This is a genomic window from Salinicoccus siamensis (assembly GCF_055391965.1).
This window is the reverse complement of record NZ_AP043765.1, coordinates 1170204-1185500: the sequence shown is the minus strand read 5'-3', so window position 1 is coordinate 1185500 and position 15297 is coordinate 1170204. Positions and strand designations below refer to the sequence as shown.

16 protein-coding genes are annotated in these 15297 nt (G+C 44.6%); 11 read left to right on the top strand and 5 right to left on the bottom strand.

The annotated features are described in order from the left end of the window. Positions 1-36 precede the first annotated feature (36 nt). The 5 genes from ACZ5LF_RS06175 to ACZ5LF_RS06155 all read left to right on the top strand — a co-directional run bounded on the left by ACZ5LF_RS06175 (position 37) and on the right by ACZ5LF_RS06155 (position 4425). Positions 37-1350 carry a DEAD/DEAH box helicase gene (locus ACZ5LF_RS06175; RefSeq protein WP_380569582.1) on the top strand — a complete coding sequence of 438 codons (1314 nt, stop codon included), beginning with the start codon at positions 37-39 and terminating at the stop codon, positions 1348-1350. A gap of 17 nt (positions 1351-1367) precedes the next feature. Then, positions 1368-2279 (top strand): deoxyribonuclease IV, encoded by a 912-nt coding sequence (locus tag ACZ5LF_RS06170; protein ID WP_380569581.1) that lies wholly within the window; start codon positions 1368-1370, stop codon positions 2277-2279. Positions 2280-2391: 112 nt separating this feature from the next. After that, the gene (locus tag ACZ5LF_RS06165; RefSeq protein WP_380569580.1) at positions 2392-3174 is read left to right on the top strand and encodes a metal ABC transporter ATP-binding protein; all 783 of its coding nucleotides are present in this window, start codon (positions 2392-2394) and stop codon (positions 3172-3174) included. Further along, positions 3171-4022: a metal ABC transporter permease gene (locus ACZ5LF_RS06160; RefSeq protein ID WP_380569579.1), complete on the top strand. Its 852-nt coding sequence runs from the start codon at positions 3171-3173 to the stop codon at positions 4020-4022. The genes ACZ5LF_RS06165 and ACZ5LF_RS06160 overlap by 4 nt, the downstream gene beginning before the upstream one ends. Then, positions 3997-4425, top strand: a complete 429-nt coding sequence (locus ACZ5LF_RS06155; RefSeq protein ID WP_380569578.1) for a Fur family transcriptional regulator — start codon at positions 3997-3999, stop codon at positions 4423-4425. The genes ACZ5LF_RS06160 and ACZ5LF_RS06155 overlap by 26 nt, the downstream gene beginning before the upstream one ends. 118 nt (positions 4426-4543) lie before the next feature. Here ACZ5LF_RS06155 and ACZ5LF_RS06150 read toward each other — a convergent pair whose 3' ends face one another. From ACZ5LF_RS06150 to ACZ5LF_RS06135, 4 genes are all read right to left on the bottom strand, one after another. Then, entirely contained in the window at positions 4544-5335 is a 792-nt protein-coding gene (locus ACZ5LF_RS06150; RefSeq protein ID WP_380569632.1) for an IS3 family transposase, read from the bottom strand. Positions 5336-5349: 14 nt separating this feature from the next. After that, entirely contained in the window at positions 5350-6081 is a 732-nt protein-coding gene (locus ACZ5LF_RS06145) for a helix-turn-helix domain-containing protein (RefSeq protein ID WP_115883934.1), read from the bottom strand. An 83-nt stretch (positions 6082-6164) separates the two neighbouring features. Further along, the gene (gene ispG, locus ACZ5LF_RS06140) at positions 6165-7280 is read right to left on the bottom strand and encodes a flavodoxin-dependent (E)-4-hydroxy-3-methylbut-2-enyl-diphosphate synthase (RefSeq protein ID WP_380569577.1); all 1116 of its coding nucleotides are present in this window, start codon (positions 7278-7280) and stop codon (positions 6165-6167) included. Positions 7281-7369: 89 nt separating this feature from the next. Further along, a complete protein-coding gene (locus ACZ5LF_RS06135; RefSeq protein WP_380569576.1) occupies positions 7370-8098 on the bottom strand; it encodes a DUF1189 family protein in 729 nt (242 codons plus the stop codon). Positions 8099-8253: 155 nt separating this feature from the next. Here ACZ5LF_RS06135 and ACZ5LF_RS06130 point away from each other — a divergent pair, with 155 nt between their 5' ends. The 6 genes from ACZ5LF_RS06130 (at position 8254) to ACZ5LF_RS06105 (ending at position 14428) form a co-directional block, all read left to right on the top strand. After that, positions 8254-8856 (top strand): superoxide dismutase, encoded by a 603-nt coding sequence (locus tag ACZ5LF_RS06130; protein WP_380569575.1) that lies wholly within the window; start codon positions 8254-8256, stop codon positions 8854-8856. 117 nt (positions 8857-8973) lie between these two features. Then, positions 8974-11160 (top strand): peptidoglycan D,D-transpeptidase FtsI family protein, encoded by a 2187-nt coding sequence (locus tag ACZ5LF_RS06125; protein ID WP_380569574.1) that lies wholly within the window; start codon positions 8974-8976, stop codon positions 11158-11160. Positions 11161-11307: 147 nt separating this feature from the next. Next, positions 11308-11880, top strand: coding sequence for a 5-formyltetrahydrofolate cyclo-ligase (locus ACZ5LF_RS06120; RefSeq protein ID WP_380569573.1), 573 nt, complete (start codon positions 11308-11310; stop codon positions 11878-11880). Then, on the top strand, positions 11849-13285 hold the full coding sequence (locus tag ACZ5LF_RS06115; protein ID WP_380569572.1) for a rhomboid family intramembrane serine protease: 1437 nt from the start codon (positions 11849-11851) through the stop codon (positions 13283-13285). The genes ACZ5LF_RS06120 and ACZ5LF_RS06115 overlap by 32 nt, the downstream gene beginning before the upstream one ends. Beyond that, entirely contained in the window at positions 13278-13466 is a 189-nt protein-coding gene (locus ACZ5LF_RS06110) for a YqgQ family protein (protein ID WP_380569571.1), read from the top strand. Before ACZ5LF_RS06115 ends, ACZ5LF_RS06110 begins: the two co-directional genes overlap by 8 nt. Before the next feature lie 2 nt (positions 13467-13468). Further along, positions 13469-14428 carry an ROK family glucokinase gene (locus tag ACZ5LF_RS06105; protein ID WP_380569570.1) on the top strand — a complete coding sequence of 320 codons (960 nt, stop codon included), beginning with the start codon at positions 13469-13471 and terminating at the stop codon, positions 14426-14428. Positions 14429-14455: 27 nt separating this feature from the next. Here ACZ5LF_RS06105 and ACZ5LF_RS06100 read toward each other — a convergent pair whose 3' ends face one another. Then, positions 14456-15184, bottom strand: coding sequence for an SDR family NAD(P)-dependent oxidoreductase (locus ACZ5LF_RS06100; RefSeq protein WP_380569569.1), 729 nt, complete (start codon positions 15182-15184; stop codon positions 14456-14458). Positions 15185-15297: the final 113 nt, after the last annotated feature.

Below are 15297 nucleotides of genomic sequence, written 5' to 3'. Positions count from 1 at the left end.
TAAATGTTGAGTTTATTTAAGAAATCAGGTGAAGCAATGAGTAATGCATTCAAAAGATTCAATTTCAGCGACAAGATGCTGGATGCAATCGATCGTATAAATTTCACGCACCCGACACTGGTGCAGGAACGCGTTATCCCGAAAGTGCTGAAAAAGGACAATGTGGTTGTCCAGTCCGAAACGGGAAGTGGGAAATCCCATGCCTTCCTGCTACCGATCATACATGAAATCAACCTCGAAAGTCCCCGCACACAAGCTGTGATCCTGGCACCGACCAGAGAGCTGGCGAAACAGCTCCATCAAATGACACTCGGCATATTGGAAAGCTATCCGGAAATTACCGCCAAGGCGTTTATAGGCGGGACAGACATAGAACGGGACACACAAAAAGCAACTCACGCGCCCCATATCGTAATCGGTACTCCGACAAGAGTCAAGGACCTGCGGGATAACGGGGGGTTGAACTTGCGTCATGTGATGCGCCTCGTCATAGATGAAGCGGACTTGATGATCGATCTCGGTTTCCTGGAACAGATAGACAGCATTTCTTCTACAGTCGATGAAAAGTCCCAGTTCCTCGTATTCTCCGCAACAATACCCGAGGCATTAAGGAATTTCCTCAGAAAATATATTGGCGACACAGAAGTGATTGTCATAGACCAGCCGAGGAATAAGGCTTCCATCCACTACAGCCTTGTGCCTGTCAAAGGGGATGATAAAGCCAAGAAAGTGTTGGAGCTCACCGAAAACATCACGCCCTACATTGGTCTCATCTTTGCGAATTCCAAAGAACGTGCAGATGAACTGTTTGGTTACCTAAACAGCAACGGGGTGAATGTCGGTTTGTTCCACGGTGGCCTAAAGCCTCGTGAACGGACGAAAGAAATCAGGAAAATACGGAGTCTTGAATATGAATGGATTGTGGCGAGTGATTTGGCTGCCAGGGGCCTTGATATAGATGGTGCCTCCCACGTCATCAACTACGATATTCCAAAAGATATAGAATTCTTTACGCATCGCATTGGACGTGTGGGACGTGGCAACTATACAGGTACTGGAATCACCATCTACACACCGGAGGATGAGCATCTCATCAACCTACTCGAGTCCAAAGGCTATGCATTTGTGCATGAAGACATCAAAAATGGTGAACTGACCGAAATCAAATCCAGAACAGAGCGTGCCAGACGTAAAAGGCGCGAGTCCCATCTCGAAAATCAGCTCGTAAATAAAGTCAGGAAACGTAAGAAAGTCAAACCAGGCTATAAAAAGAAGATGAAGTCCGAACTTGATGCGCTGAAAAGGGAAGAGCGCATGAAACATGCCAAACGCAATAAGAAAAAAAGATAGATTAGAAAGGTGATACAATGCTTATAGGATCACATGTCTCGATGAGCGGAAAAAAGATGCTGGAAGCAGCCAGCATCTCAGCTGCAAGTTTTGGAGCGAGTACTTTTATGATCTATACCGGTGCGCCCCAGAACACAAGAAGAAAGAAGATAGAAGACCTGAATATCGAAGCCGGCAAACGGCACATGGCGGATAACGGCATTTCGAACATCGTCGTCCACGCGCCCTACATCATCAATATCGCAAATTCCGAACGGGAAGGGGTCTTTGAACACGGTGTAGAATTCCTTCAGGAAGAAATCGTCAGAACAGAACATCTGGGTAGCAGACAGATTGTCCTGCATCCCGGGAGCCATGTTGGAACAGGGGCCGAGCGCGGCATCCAGTCGATCATCGATGGATTGAACCAGGTGCTCGAGAATGACCATGATGTACAGATAGCTCTTGAGACGATGGCCGGAAAAGGAACGGAAGTCGGCCGTACATTTGAAGAATTGGCTCAGATCATCGATGGTGTGGAACATGATGAACGGTTGAGCGTCTGTTTCGACACATGCCACGTCCACGATGCCGGCTATGATATCGTCAATGATTTCGAAGGCGTGATGGAGGAATTCGACCGCATCATCGGCAAGGATAGGATTAAAGTCCTTCATATCAACGACTCTAAGAACGAGCGCGGTGCGCATAAGGACCGCCATGAGAATATCGGTTTTGGATATATCGGTTTTGACGCCCTGCACCATATCGTGCATCACCCTGATTTCAAGGATATCCCTAAAATACTTGAAACCCCATTCGTTGGTCCGGATAAAAAGAATAGGGTAGCGCCCTACAAACATGAAATTGAAATGCTTAAAGAGGGCACATTCAATCCATCCCTTAAAGAAGAAATAAATCCTATGATCGCAGATGCAGAAGTAAAATAAAGAGGAAGGCCTGGGCCTTCCTCTTTATTTTATTTCGTAATCATTCCTATTTACAAACCGTAATGATTCTTTTATAATATTATGATGATCATAAATCGAAGGAGCAACCACCATGGAGCATCCCATTTTCGAACTGAAAAATATTTCATATGAATATAAGGACAAGATGGAAACGACCCAAGCTTTAAAAGACATCAATCTGAAAGTACACAAAGGGGACTTCGTAGCACTCGTAGGACCAAATGGGTCGGGTAAGACGACCCTCATCAAATTAATCCTTGGAGTATTGAAGCTTCAGACTGGGGAAATTTACATCAACGGTAAAAGCCTGCGCCACTTTCAGGCATGGCAGGAAGTCGGCTATGTATCGCAGAAATCCAACAGTTTCGCAAAAGGATTCCCAGCGACTGTCAGCGAAGTCATACTGAGTGGCCTGACGAAGTCCAAGGGACTGTTCAACCGTTTCAAAAAAGCAGACTACGACAAACTGGATGAAGTGCTTGCGCTTTTGAACATAGTAGAGCTGAAGAATAAGAACATTTCCCAATTGTCGGGCGGCCAGACCCAGCGTGTCTTCATCGCGCGTGCACTGATCAATAGGCCAAGCATACTCGTGCTTGATGAACCGACTGTCGGTATAGATGCCAAGCATGTGAAGGAATTCTATGACGTGTTGCTCCGCCTTAAGGAACAAGCCGTGACGATACTTCTGGTCACCCATGACATCGGTGTAGTGGTGGACCATGCCAACGAAGTGGCGTGCCTAAATGAACACCTTCACTTCCATGGCAGCAATCATGAGTTCAAAAATCTTGGGGAAGCGGAACTTTCGAAGATTTACGGCTTTCCGCTACAGTTGGTCTCCCACGATCATGAGAGGAGCTGCTGTGAATGATTCAGGCGTTCTTTGAATATGACTTTATAAGATACTCAGTCATCAGTGGCCTCATTGCCGGATTGATTGCGCCGCTTATCGGTACGTTCATCGTCATCAGGCGCCTTTCACTGATTGCAGACGCACTCAGCCATGTGACGCTTGGTGGCATCACATTCGGAGTCTATCTGTCTTCCCTTATCGGCACGGCCATAAATCCCCTGGTTACCGGTATACTATTTTCGATACTCGGTGCCCTAGGCATTGAACGGCTCCGTACAGTCTACAAGCATTATCAGGAGCTTGCCATCCCAATCATCATGAGCTTTGGTGTGGCATTGAGCGTGTTGTTCCTGTCACTGGCGGACGGCTTCAATCAGGATCTCTTCGGCTATCTATTCGGGAGCATCAGTGCCGTCAACTTGTTCGACCTTACATTAATCGCTTCAATCGGGGTCATAGTATTGGTCTTCATATTCTTCCTATACAAAGAGATGTTTCTAGTGTCCTTCGATGAAGAATATGCAGATGTGATGAACATCAGCAAATGGATCCATTTCCTGTTCATCGTGGTCGTTGCACTCGTCATCAGCGCTTCAATGAGGATTGTCGGCATACTGCTTGTCAGTGCTTTGATGACCCTGCCCGTCGCCTCTGCCATGCGTGTCACGTCAAGCTTTAAGCAGCTTATGGCAATGAGCGTCATATTTGGTGAAATCGCCGTCATCATCGGACTTTTTATAAGTTTTCATCTGGATATTTCGCCAGGTGGCACCATCGTACTTGTATCATTAGCTATCCTAATGGGTGCCATTATACTGGATCACATAGGAGTGAAAAAAGATGGGGAACAAGCTGAATCAATATAAAGATAAATTAAGAAGGAATAAGCTTAAAGTAACTGAGAAAAGGATGCGCATGATTGAAACGCTTCTTGAAGCGGACCGCTACATGAGTGCAAAAGACATCCAGGAGATGCTTAAGCCAGAGTACCCTGGCATGAGCTACGACACCATCTATCGAAATTTATATACACTAAAAGATATTGAAGTCCTTGAGCAGACGACATTATCCGGGGAGATGCACTATAAGATAGCCTGCACGACATATCACCATCACCATTTCATCTGTGATGAATGCGGTGAGACGAAAGTCATCCGCTATTGCCCAGTGGAAACATGGCAGAGCGAGTTGGAGGATGTTGAAATAAAAAATCATAAAATAGAGCTCTACGGTTTGTGTGGAGCATGTAAGGAGACCAAGGTTTCCTGAAAACTTGGAATATAAAAACAACGCCCCCGCTGCATGATGAACTGCTCCCTGTCAAGTAGACAGGTAAAAAAACAAAATAGTATTTTGGTCGCACACGACGATTGTCGTGTGCGTTTTTTTATGCGGGTATCTTTAAGCCCATCTTCAATGTGACACGCTGCGTATTGTAAAATTTAATGTACGCACTGATATCCTGTTTAAGCGCTTCAACGGTGTCGTATGAATTTAAGTAATACTTCTCAGATTTAATAATGCCCCAAACATTTTCAATCGGTCCGTTATCAATGCATTTTCCAGGACGCGACATACTATGAATGGATTGGGTGTGTTTAATAAAATGATGAAATGCATGAGAAGTGTATTGGGAACCACGGTCTGTGTGAATAATCGTTTGGCCTTCAATAATCTGAGGCTCTATTTGTTTGAATGTTTGAGTCACCAGAGATTGTTCGCTGTGTGTGTCCATGTGATGCGCAATGATTTTATTCGTGCATAAATCCAACACAGCACTTAAATAGACTTTACGCCCATCGGTCGTACTGAATTCAGTAATATCTGTCACCAGTTTCTGCATGGGTTTGGCTGCGTGAAATTCACGATTGAGTATATTCGCAGCGATATAGTCGGGTTTGACTGTTTTATATCTGCGTTTCTTTCGTCGAATCACCGATTTCAAATTCATCATCTTCATCAGTCGATACACATGTTTGTGATTCACCTTAGCCTGTCTGAAATGATTCAGGTATATCGTCATTCGACGATAGCCATAAATGCCATCTAACGCATTATATGTCTCTAACATCATGGTCATCAATGATTGATCTCTATTTTCATACTGTGCAGGTTTTCGATGCAGCCATTTATAATAGCTCGCTCTGGAAATCCCCAGCACCTGGCAAAGATGAACAATCGGATATTTATGTTTTAACGCTTCGACCGTTTGGTACGACGCTTTTTGGCGGATTCTTGTTTGATCAACTCTCTTTCCATTTGTTCCTGCTTTTTTAGCGTCTCAACTTCCATTTCTAACCACTGATTTCGGATTCTGAGCGCTTCAATCTCAGCTTTCAACTGTTCTTCACCCGTCTGAGCTTCCGTCGTCTTCTTCTTACCTCGATTGTCTTCGAGTGCTTTCGGTCCAAATTGTTTATACTTTCTCGTCCATGAATAGACGTTAGTGTAGCTGACCTTAAATTTTTCTGCAGCGTCTTTATAAGATAGTTGGTGATTGATGACATACTCCACAATCTCGATCCGTTCTTCGTATGTTGTCTTTCTACTTTTCATTTGATAGACCTCCGGTTTTGGAGAATACGTTCGATTCTCTTTGCCTTCAGTATATCGCATCGCCCAGTTTCTAATCGTATGATCACTCGGAATATTATATTTAACAGAGAGACCTTTGTAGGACAAATTACTATTGAAGTATTCTTGAACCACTTGATGTTTGAATGCTTTTGAATAGTTGCGATTCTTTTGTGGTCTCAGTAATCCAGTCGTCCCATGCTTCAAGTATTTATCTAGATAGAGTCGGAAGGTTGATTCGTTTAAATCTAGCTCATAATCTTCACGGAGTGCTCGAAATGAAGTGCCATCTAAATATAACTCGATGTATTCAATCAGTTCATTCGTTGAATACCTTATGTTTGATTTCAAGAGAAAACTCCCCCTAAAGTAGTTTACTTTTTTAAGTGTCTACTTTAGGGGGAGCATATCATGATGCAGGGGGGGCGTTGTTTTTATTTATTTGCCGCTTCTTCTTTGGCTTTACGTTCTTTTTCGTAATGTTCTTCAGCCAGTATGTCGATTTCCTTCTTGAGCTCATCGACCATCGTTTCTTCCGGCACTTTTCTGACTGTCTTACCGTGCATGAAAAGAAGTCCTTCTCCGCGCGCACCTGCTATGCCGATATCCGCTTCACGAGCTTCGCCCGGCCCGTTTACAGCACAACCAAGTACGGCCACTTTAAGCGGTGCCTTGATGGATGAAATATATTCTTCCACTTCATTCGCGATTGAGATCAAGTCGATTTCAATACGGCCGCATGTCGGACACGCAATGAGAGTGGCTGCGTTACTTGCGAGACCGTAACTTTTCAGCAGTTCTCTTCCGACTTTGATCTCTTCAACCGGGTCGGCAGATAGGGATATGCGCATCGTATTGCCGATGCCACGTGAAATGATGGCACCGAGACCTGCGGAACTCTTCACAGTACCGGCAAATAGGGTACCACTCTCAGTGATGCCTAGATGCAGCGGATAGTCAAAGGCTGCTGCCGCTTTCTCATACGCTTCTATCGCCAGGTTGACATCCGATGCCTTCATGGAGACGATGATATCGTGGAAATCAAGGTCTTCCAAGATCTTGATGTGGTGCAGGGCACTTTCCACCATACCGTCAGCTGTCGGATAACCGTATTTTTGGATGATGTGTTTCTCAAGGCTTCCGGCATTGACGCCGATGCGGATTGGAATGCCTTTTTCTTTACACGCCTTCACCACTTCTTCGACTCTCTCCCGGCGTCCGATATTGCCTGGATTGATGCGGATTTTATCTGCGCCGCCTTCTACAGCGAGAAGGGCAAGCTTATAATCAAAATGGATGTCCACAACGAGTGGAATATTGATCTGCTTTTTAATTTCTGGAATGGCAAGTGCATCTTCCTCTTTGGGACATGCAACACGTACTATTTGGCATCCTGCTTCTTCAAGACGATTGATTTCTGCAACTGTTGCTTCGACGTCATGTGTCTTTGTCGTCGTCATGCTTTGGATGATGATCTGATCGGAACCGCCGATCGTCAAATCGCCAACCTTTACAGGTCTTGTATTAGTACGGTGTGTTATTTGGGACATAATCAAGCTCCTCATGTATATGATGATACTCTAAATCACTAGTAATTATACTAGAAAGCAGGCAGAAATGTAAATGTAATGCCTGCTGATTACGTTTTCATTACCGGCAGTTTCCTGAAGTAATGGATATAGAACGGTAGCGTCAAAAGATATAGGGACCAGAACATGCTCCCCGAAAGCAGTTCAATCAGAGCCATCGGCAGTAGGATGAACGCTGTTGCAAAGGATATGAACTTGTACCAGTTCATAAAACGCGACTTTCTCTTCAGCAATACTGATGATGTATGGAAGAGATAGGCGATGACCGACATGAAAATGACGCTAAAGAACATGATAACAAGTAGAAAGATGACTACATATACCGATACATAGAAATAAAGGCTTGAAGATTGCTGGGATATAAATGTCTTGAGCCCTTCGTCATCCTTTACGTCACCGAGATAGGAATAATCGAATCCAGTGTTTTGTACATCGCGGATGTATATACCGTCTTTTACGAAACCGATCAGAACATTGCGTTCTTCTATTGAATCGGTTGCGACTTCACTGCTGAAGAGGATGTCATTTCCATTTATTGAAACTGTTTCATCCTCACCGACGTATTGGTCATCTATAATGGAGAATTCCGGGATTTCCGATTCGATGTCTGCAAGTCCAGCTGCAGCATTGGCACTTTGAAAAAGCGCAATGATGTTTGGTAATGAAATAAGTAATGAGATAACGAATATATTCAACAGCATGTGTTTGAAGTTTGCCGTTCTAAAAAGAGGGTATTTCTTAAATGTAAGCAGACGCTTGTAAAAAGTGAAAAGTTTCATCGTGTAACGCTTCCTTTTGTACTAATGTATTGTAGTGCAGGCGTCACTCAGCCCTTAGGCTGAATAATCCATACCAATGTGCAATACATTTGTCATTTTATCATTGAATTGATATATTTGGTATGTAAACAAATCACTATGGAGGGGAATTTACTATGGCTTTTGAACTACCAGAACTACCTTATGCATATGATGCGTTGGAACCACACATCGATAAAGAAACGATGGAAATCCACCACACAAAGCATCATAACACCTATGTAACTAAACTCAATGACGCTGTCAAAGGCACAGACCTTGAGAGCAAATCCATTGAAGACATCATTAAAAATCTGGATTCCGTTCCTGAAGACAAGAAAACAGCAGTGAGAAACAACGGTGGCGGACACCTTAACCACTCACTATTCTGGGAGCTCCTCACTCCAGAAACAAAAGAACTCTCTGGTGAACTCAAAGAAGCAATCGAATCTAAATTCGGTTCTGTAGACAAATTCAAAGAAGAATTTGAAGCAGCAGGTGCTGGACGCTTCGGTTCCGGTTGGGCTTGGCTCGTTGTAAACAACGGTGAGCTTGAAATCGTATCTACACCTAACCAGGACAACCCAATGACAGACGGCAAGACACCTATCCTCGGTGTTGACGTTTGGGAACATGCTTACTATCTGAAATACCAAAACAAACGTCCAGAATACTTGAAAGCTTTCTGGAACGTCGTCAATTGGGATAAAGTAAGCGAATTGTACAGCAATGCTAAATAATTCCAAGCAATAGTAAAGGGACGGGCAACCGTCCCTTTTTTAATTTCCAGAACTAAAGACTCCATAATATGATAGAATGACATTACATATTTTTCAGGTAAAAGAGGATGAGTTTTATTGAAAAGAGCCAAAACCAAGAGTCTTGAAACCATAAATAATCAAGTGATGAAATCCAGGATAAACATAATCATGCTGGTTGTCTTTCTTCTTTGCCTGGCACTCATATTCCGCATAGGTTATCTGCAGATCGTCAAAGGGGATATGTACCAGGAAGAGGTGGAGAATGCCCAGTATGTAGAGATCAACCAAAATGTGCCGCGCGGCGAAATATACGACCGGAATGGCAACTTGCTTGTCGGCAATGCTTCCAAGAAAGCCATCTATTTCACCCGTCACAGGAATATGTCCTCCGGTGAAATAATGGATGTCGCCCTGAAGTTATCGGATTACATCGAGATGGATACTGAAAACATCTCCCTTAGGGATAAGCAAGATTATCTGATCAACCGTTATCCGGAAGAAGTAGAAAAGATAATGAAAAAAGAGCAGACCTTACTCGATAATGGCAATATTTCACAAAAGCAGTTCAATGAAGAGTTATATAGGCAAATCGATGACCAACAACTATCAGACATTCTATCAGAAGAAGATCTCAACACGATCGCCGTCTTTGTCGAGATGGTCAACGCCCGTGAACTCAATCCTGTAGTCGTTAAGAGTGAAGATGTGACCGAGGCAGAGTTCGCGGCTGTAAATGAATCGCTTGATTCATTGGAAGGCATTTCCACCGGGATGGACTGGGAACGCGAATACCCATATGACTCCACCCTTAAGACCGTTCTCGGAGAAGTATCCTCATCAGAAGAGGGATTGCCAAAAGAACTGCTCGATTACTATATGGCAAGAGGGTATTCACGTAATGACAGAGTCGGTAAAACTTACCTTGAATATCAATATGAAAATGTCCTGCGCGGTGAAAAGGCACAAGTTAAATATTCCACCGACAAATCAGGGAAAATACTTAAGCAGGAAACGGTCAAGAAGGGGGAGCCGGGCGATGACCTGTATCTCACCATCGATATCGAACTTCAACTTGAACTTGAAGCGATTGCCGAACATCACCTGACATCACTCAGAAAGATGGCTGAGGAAGTGGCGGCACGCAATAATAGGACCGGGGAACTTGATTACACGATCATCCCTGAATATTTGAACACAGTCGTTCTGGTCGTGCAGGACCCGAATAATGGTGATGTGCTGGCCATGGTCGGAAAACAGCTCGATGAAAATGGTGAAATCGTCGATTACCATTATGGTGCGCTTACTTCAACCTATCCGGTGGGTTCCTCCATAAAAGGTGCCACTGTTACAACCGGCTATCAAAATGACATCATCGAGCCGGGGGAAGTGCTGATCGATGAGCCACTTAACTTTGCAGGGGACCAGGGTACGAAATCGTCATTCTTCAACCGCGACAGCAAGGTTGCGATAGATGACCAGGAAGCGTTGATGGTATCTTCCAACGTCTACATGATGAAGATTGCGATGGGACTGGCTGATTTCAGCTATACACCGGGAATGTCATTGCCGACCGATATTACAGGTGGCGCGAACAAATTGAGGAATGGCTTGAATCAATTCGGCCTTGGGGTGTCGACAGGCATCGATCTGCCGAACGAAGCCACCGGACTCAGTCCGGATCTGGCAAACAACCCTTCAAGCTTTTTGAATTTGGCAATCGGACAGTATGACACGTATTCTGCACTGCAACTGTCCCAATACATGTCCACCATCGCCAACGGCGGAAACAGGGTAGGGCTTCATATGGCAAAAGAGGTGCGCAGTGGAGATGCCAACGGGGAAGGGACACTGCTGCAATCCTTCGATGGTGAAGTGCTGAATACTGTACTGTATTCTCCAGAAGAGCTGGAGCAGATCCATAAAGGGTTCTATGATGTGTTCAACACGCATGACACCGCAACAAATCGATACGGCACCGGCTGGGATGCCTATCATGAGCTCGAACCGAAGGCTGCAGGCAAGACCGGAACAGCTGAGGCTAAGTTTGAAGGAGTAGACGTCCTGAACCAGACTTATACAGGCTACGCGCCGTATGATGAGCCGGATATGGCGTTCGCCGTCATCTTCCCGAACATGCCTTATACGGTGCCTTTCTTCCCTGGACAGTACTTAGGCCGCGATGTCGTCAATAAGTATTATGAACTCTATTATGAGCAGTCACCTAAGCCGAATTATCAATATAATACGGATACTTTTTATCCGAAGCTCGTATACGGACAGTAAGGCACCTATAAGGGTGCCTTATTTTTTGGATTTATAGTGCTTGAGATGATGGTGTATAACAGTTATTGCAACTGACGGCTTTTGATTTGACGGTGGAATGATTATAATGAAAGATAGAAATGAAATGCGGAAAGAGAGGCTTTTGAAATGAATAAGAAAGATATGCGAAAAGAGATGATGGACAGGCTGGCTTCGCTCGGTCCTTCTGACAAGAAGCGCAAGGAGGAAATTTTAAAAACCAAACTGCTTGAATATATCAGTCAATTGAACATCACTTCAGTCGGCATCGTGCTGTCGATGCCGCATGAAATGGATACCGATGGCATCATCAGTCAATTGAAATCGCGAGGGATAGAAATCTATACGCCCGTATGCAACTACGACCAGAAAGTGATGAATTTCTGTGAGTTCTCTTCTTTTGACGCAGTTGTAAAAGATGAAAAGGGATTAAGGGTGCCAAAGGATGCCGAGCGCGTCAACAATGCACCTGACCTCATCCTGGTCCCGGGCCTCATCTATTCCCAATCCGGCTACCGGATCGGATATGGGGGTGGATATTATGACAAGTTTCTGGCAAACTATACCGGCTTGAAGGTATCATTACTTTTTGAAGAGCAGCTTGGCGAAGTCATTGTTGAACCCCATGATATCCCTGTAGATATATTGATTACCCCAGAGCGTACGATAGATGCAGCAGAGAAGAGAAATGAAGATGCCTGATATATGGCGCACCGCCTACGAAGTGACCCGTTACACAGATTATACGTTTTACGATTTCGACCAGAGTCGTGAAGTGATATGGCTTAAAAACGATAAAAAAGCGAGTATGATGTGCCTGCATGCCACAAATGTAGACACATCATCTGAGGACGCCGTCGACTATATATTACACCGCTTATTTATACAAGGTCAGCATGGGGTGGTGCGTCATGTTGAAAGTTATTATCCTGATGCGGACGGGGCGTCCGAACGATTCGAAGCGGATGGAGTGGAGATCATCCACGAAGGGGTCAAAGACTACGGCACTCTGATCGATAATCCTTTCTATAGATTAGACTTGAAATATAAACAATCCAAGCCTGCTGCGCATTACCAGAAACGATTGTTGAGCCGGCATCCTTTTGAACGCTACATGGTCCGCTTCACTCCGATGACTTATTTATTGACTGCGATCAATCTGGTTGTGTTTCTGCTCAATCTCATCCTTATCCATATAGTCGGTTCCTTCCAACTTACAGAGCAGCTTGCTGTCAGCCACTCTGCAGTGGTTTCCGGGGATTTATACAGACTTTTGAGCAGCAGCTTCCTCCATGTCACCGTCGAGCATTTCCTGTTTAACATCTTTGCTTTATTCATAGCCGGGAAATTCATAGAGGTGCTCTATGGAAAGTGGCGCTTGGCCATCGCCTATGTACTGACAGGCATACTATCAAGCCTCTTTTCACTGGTGTTCATCACTGAAGGGGCTTCCCTCGGCGCAAGTGGGGCAGTATACGGCCTGATCGGCATTCTGATAGTACATCTGTTGATAAGAGGGAAAATCGACTTGAAGCTGCTTCTGCAGATCGCCATATTATTTGTGGTATTATCATTCATCTCCCAAATCATGGCAAACATCAATCATTATGCGCATTTCGGGGGACTTCTGTTTGGAGGACTACTCGGCGTACTGTTTAACCGTCAAAGTTTCAAACGGGTGTGGACCATAGTATCCATTTCTCTTCTGGTGTTAATTGCAGCAATCTCATATTTTATGGTGATGGGTTCCAACGCTGAACCGGCATACAACCAGGAAGCAATGTCCAAGCTCCAATCCGGGGAATATAGTGCAGCACTTGGGATCGTCACTGAAGCGGTTAATGAAGGCGATGACACAGCCGGCACCTACCACGTACTCGGACTTATTGCCGAGTACACGGGAGACTATGACCTTGCTGAACAGTACCATGAGAAAAGCTTTGAAATGAATCCGAAACATGAGTGGGCAGTGAAGCATAAGCTGATTAAACTCAGAAAGGATAAAGACTATGAAGCCATGGGCCAAATTCTGGACGACTTGAACATTAAGAGAATTAAAGACGAAGAATTGAGGCTCATCGCCAAGGAGTATTATGGAAATGAATAAGGATCTAAGCCACATCAATCAACTGCTGAGGCGTTTTGGCATATATGTATATGATAGGGATAGGAGCAATATGCTCCTCATGATGGAAATGGAAATCAAGGAATTATACAAGGCCGGGCTGCTCGATAAGAAAGAATATGCCGAAGCCCTGTTGATTCTAAGAGACAGAAAGGAAGGCTGAGAATGGCTAATATATTGGCGGCAGATATAGGGGGTACGACCTGCAAACTAGGATTATTTTCGGATGACCTGGAATTACTCCACAAATGGGAGATTCCAACAGAAACATTTCCAGACGGGGGCAAGATACTGGAAGATATCCATGAGGTTTTCGTAAAAGAGACAGCGAACCATGGCTTGGACCTGACGGATATTATTGGTGTCGGTCTCGGAGTCCCAGGGCCGGTTGATTTTAAAAATGGCATTATAAATGGTGCAATCAACTTGAATTGGAATGGCAAAAAGCCAATTTCATATGAATTTGAGAAGATGAGCGGCATTCGAACGATCGTGGATAACGATGCCAATATCGCAGCGCTCGGTGAGCAGTATAAAGGAGCTGGAAGCGGTTATGACGATGTGGTCATGATGACGCTCGGTACAGGAGTTGGAGGCGGCATCGTCGTCAACGGGCTGCTTGCTCATGGTCATGGAGGCGCCGCAGGCGAGATAGGCCACATCCATGTCGATACAAAGAGAAGGTTCCAATGCAACTGTGGCAAGAAAGGGTGCCTTGAGACGGTGGCCTCTGCCACAGGTATTGTGAACCTTGCCAGACATCATTTTCACAATGGTGTGGAAACCAGACTCTCAAAAACCTTGGAAGAAGGCACGGTAACATCCAAGGCTGTTGTTGACGCGGCAAAGTCCGGGGACGCGCTCGGCATTAAGGTGCTTGATGAAGTCGCCGGGTTCATTGGCCTTGCATTGAGTGATATATCCGTCCTCACCAACCCGAATTACTTCATAATCGGTGGCGGTGTCAGCCGGGCTGGCGACATTCTTATGGACAGGATACGAAAGCATTATAAGCGGCTTACTTTCCCGCCGGCCCATGAAAATACTGAGATTGTCTTTGCTGAACTCGGTAACGATGCAGGAATACACGGAGCCGCACGTCTCGTAAAACAATATTTAACATGAAAAAAGCAGCCAAGGCTGCTTTTTTTATTAGAGGAAATCACTGATGCTGTAGCTTTCGGAAAAACCGAAATTGTCTGATGTGATGATGCGTTTTGCGACGTAGGCTGCGACTTTCGGTGGATATAGGCGATTGGAAGATTTATGCTTTTTGAAGGTTTCAAGGTCCGGAAACTCTTCAGGGTCCGCAGAACGGATTTCCCCCTGCATATCCGTATCGACAACTCCAGGCCTATAGGTGGCGGTGAATATCGGGTAGTCCAACCGATCCATCTCTTGGCGCAGAACATCACTCACCATATTTACTGCAGCTTTAGAACTGCAATATGCTGACCATCCTTCCATCGGATTCAGAGCAGCACCACTGGAAACCGTAAGGATGCGTTTCGCAGCTTGAATGTCACTAAAAGCGTTTACATAGCCCTTCATCAACAATGCTGGCGCCAGGACATTGATTTTATAGTTTTTCATGAACCCTTGAGCATCCATATTCGCAATGGAATGGACCGGTCCTACGATGCCGGCATTGTTGATCAAATATATCTCGTCCCCTTTTTCCGGCGAGATGGAATTGAATATTTCAGGCAACATCTCTTCCAACTTCTGTTCATCCAGGAAATCTACATGAAATTCTTTATAAAGCTCTACATCCGTTTCGACCTTGGAACGGGAGATGCTGATGATCCGATCTTCCCTGAAGATGTCAAGCATTGCATGACCGAGGCCACGGCTTGTTCCGGTTATAAATACATATCTCATAGTAAACGCTCCTTTTATTCAGTTACTGATGATTATAGAGTCAACTGAAATATTTGTAAAATGCTGAAATGCAGATATATGAATAAATATACTTGATTACGAATGTTTATAAT

What these genes read in the sequence shown, in the direction of transcription:
- ACZ5LF_RS06155 (WP_380569578.1), top strand. Translation starts at nt 3,997, where the DNA reads ATGGGGAACAAGCTGAATCAATATAAAGATAAATTAAGAAGGAATAAG.
- ACZ5LF_RS06135 (WP_380569576.1), bottom strand. Translation starts at nt 8,098, where the DNA reads ATGAAACTTTTCACTTTTTACAAGCGTCTGCTTACATTTAAGAAATAC.
- ACZ5LF_RS06175 (WP_380569582.1), top strand. Translation starts at nt 37, where the DNA reads ATGAGTAATGCATTCAAAAGATTCAATTTCAGCGACAAGATGCTGGAT.
- ACZ5LF_RS06120 (WP_380569573.1), top strand. Translation starts at nt 11,308, where the DNA reads ATGAATAAGAAAGATATGCGAAAAGAGATGATGGACAGGCTGGCTTCG.
- ACZ5LF_RS06170 (WP_380569581.1), top strand. Translation starts at nt 1,368, where the DNA reads ATGCTTATAGGATCACATGTCTCGATGAGCGGAAAAAAGATGCTGGAA.
- ACZ5LF_RS06165 (WP_380569580.1), top strand. Translation starts at nt 2,392, where the DNA reads ATGGAGCATCCCATTTTCGAACTGAAAAATATTTCATATGAATATAAG.
- ACZ5LF_RS06100 (WP_380569569.1), bottom strand. Translation starts at nt 15,184, where the DNA reads ATGAGATATGTATTTATAACCGGAACAAGCCGTGGCCTCGGTCATGCA.
- ACZ5LF_RS06130 (WP_380569575.1), top strand. Translation starts at nt 8,254, where the DNA reads ATGGCTTTTGAACTACCAGAACTACCTTATGCATATGATGCGTTGGAA.
- ACZ5LF_RS06115 (WP_380569572.1), top strand. Translation starts at nt 11,849, where the DNA reads ATGCAGCAGAGAAGAGAAATGAAGATGCCTGATATATGGCGCACCGCC.
- ispG (WP_380569577.1), bottom strand. Translation starts at nt 7,280, where the DNA reads ATGTCCCAAATAACACACCGTACTAATACAAGACCTGTAAAGGTTGGC.
- ACZ5LF_RS06160 (WP_380569579.1), top strand. Translation starts at nt 3,171, where the DNA reads ATGATTCAGGCGTTCTTTGAATATGACTTTATAAGATACTCAGTCATC.
- ACZ5LF_RS06105 (WP_380569570.1), top strand. Translation starts at nt 13,469, where the DNA reads ATGGCTAATATATTGGCGGCAGATATAGGGGGTACGACCTGCAAACTA.
- ACZ5LF_RS06110 (WP_380569571.1), top strand. Translation starts at nt 13,278, where the DNA reads ATGAATAAGGATCTAAGCCACATCAATCAACTGCTGAGGCGTTTTGGC.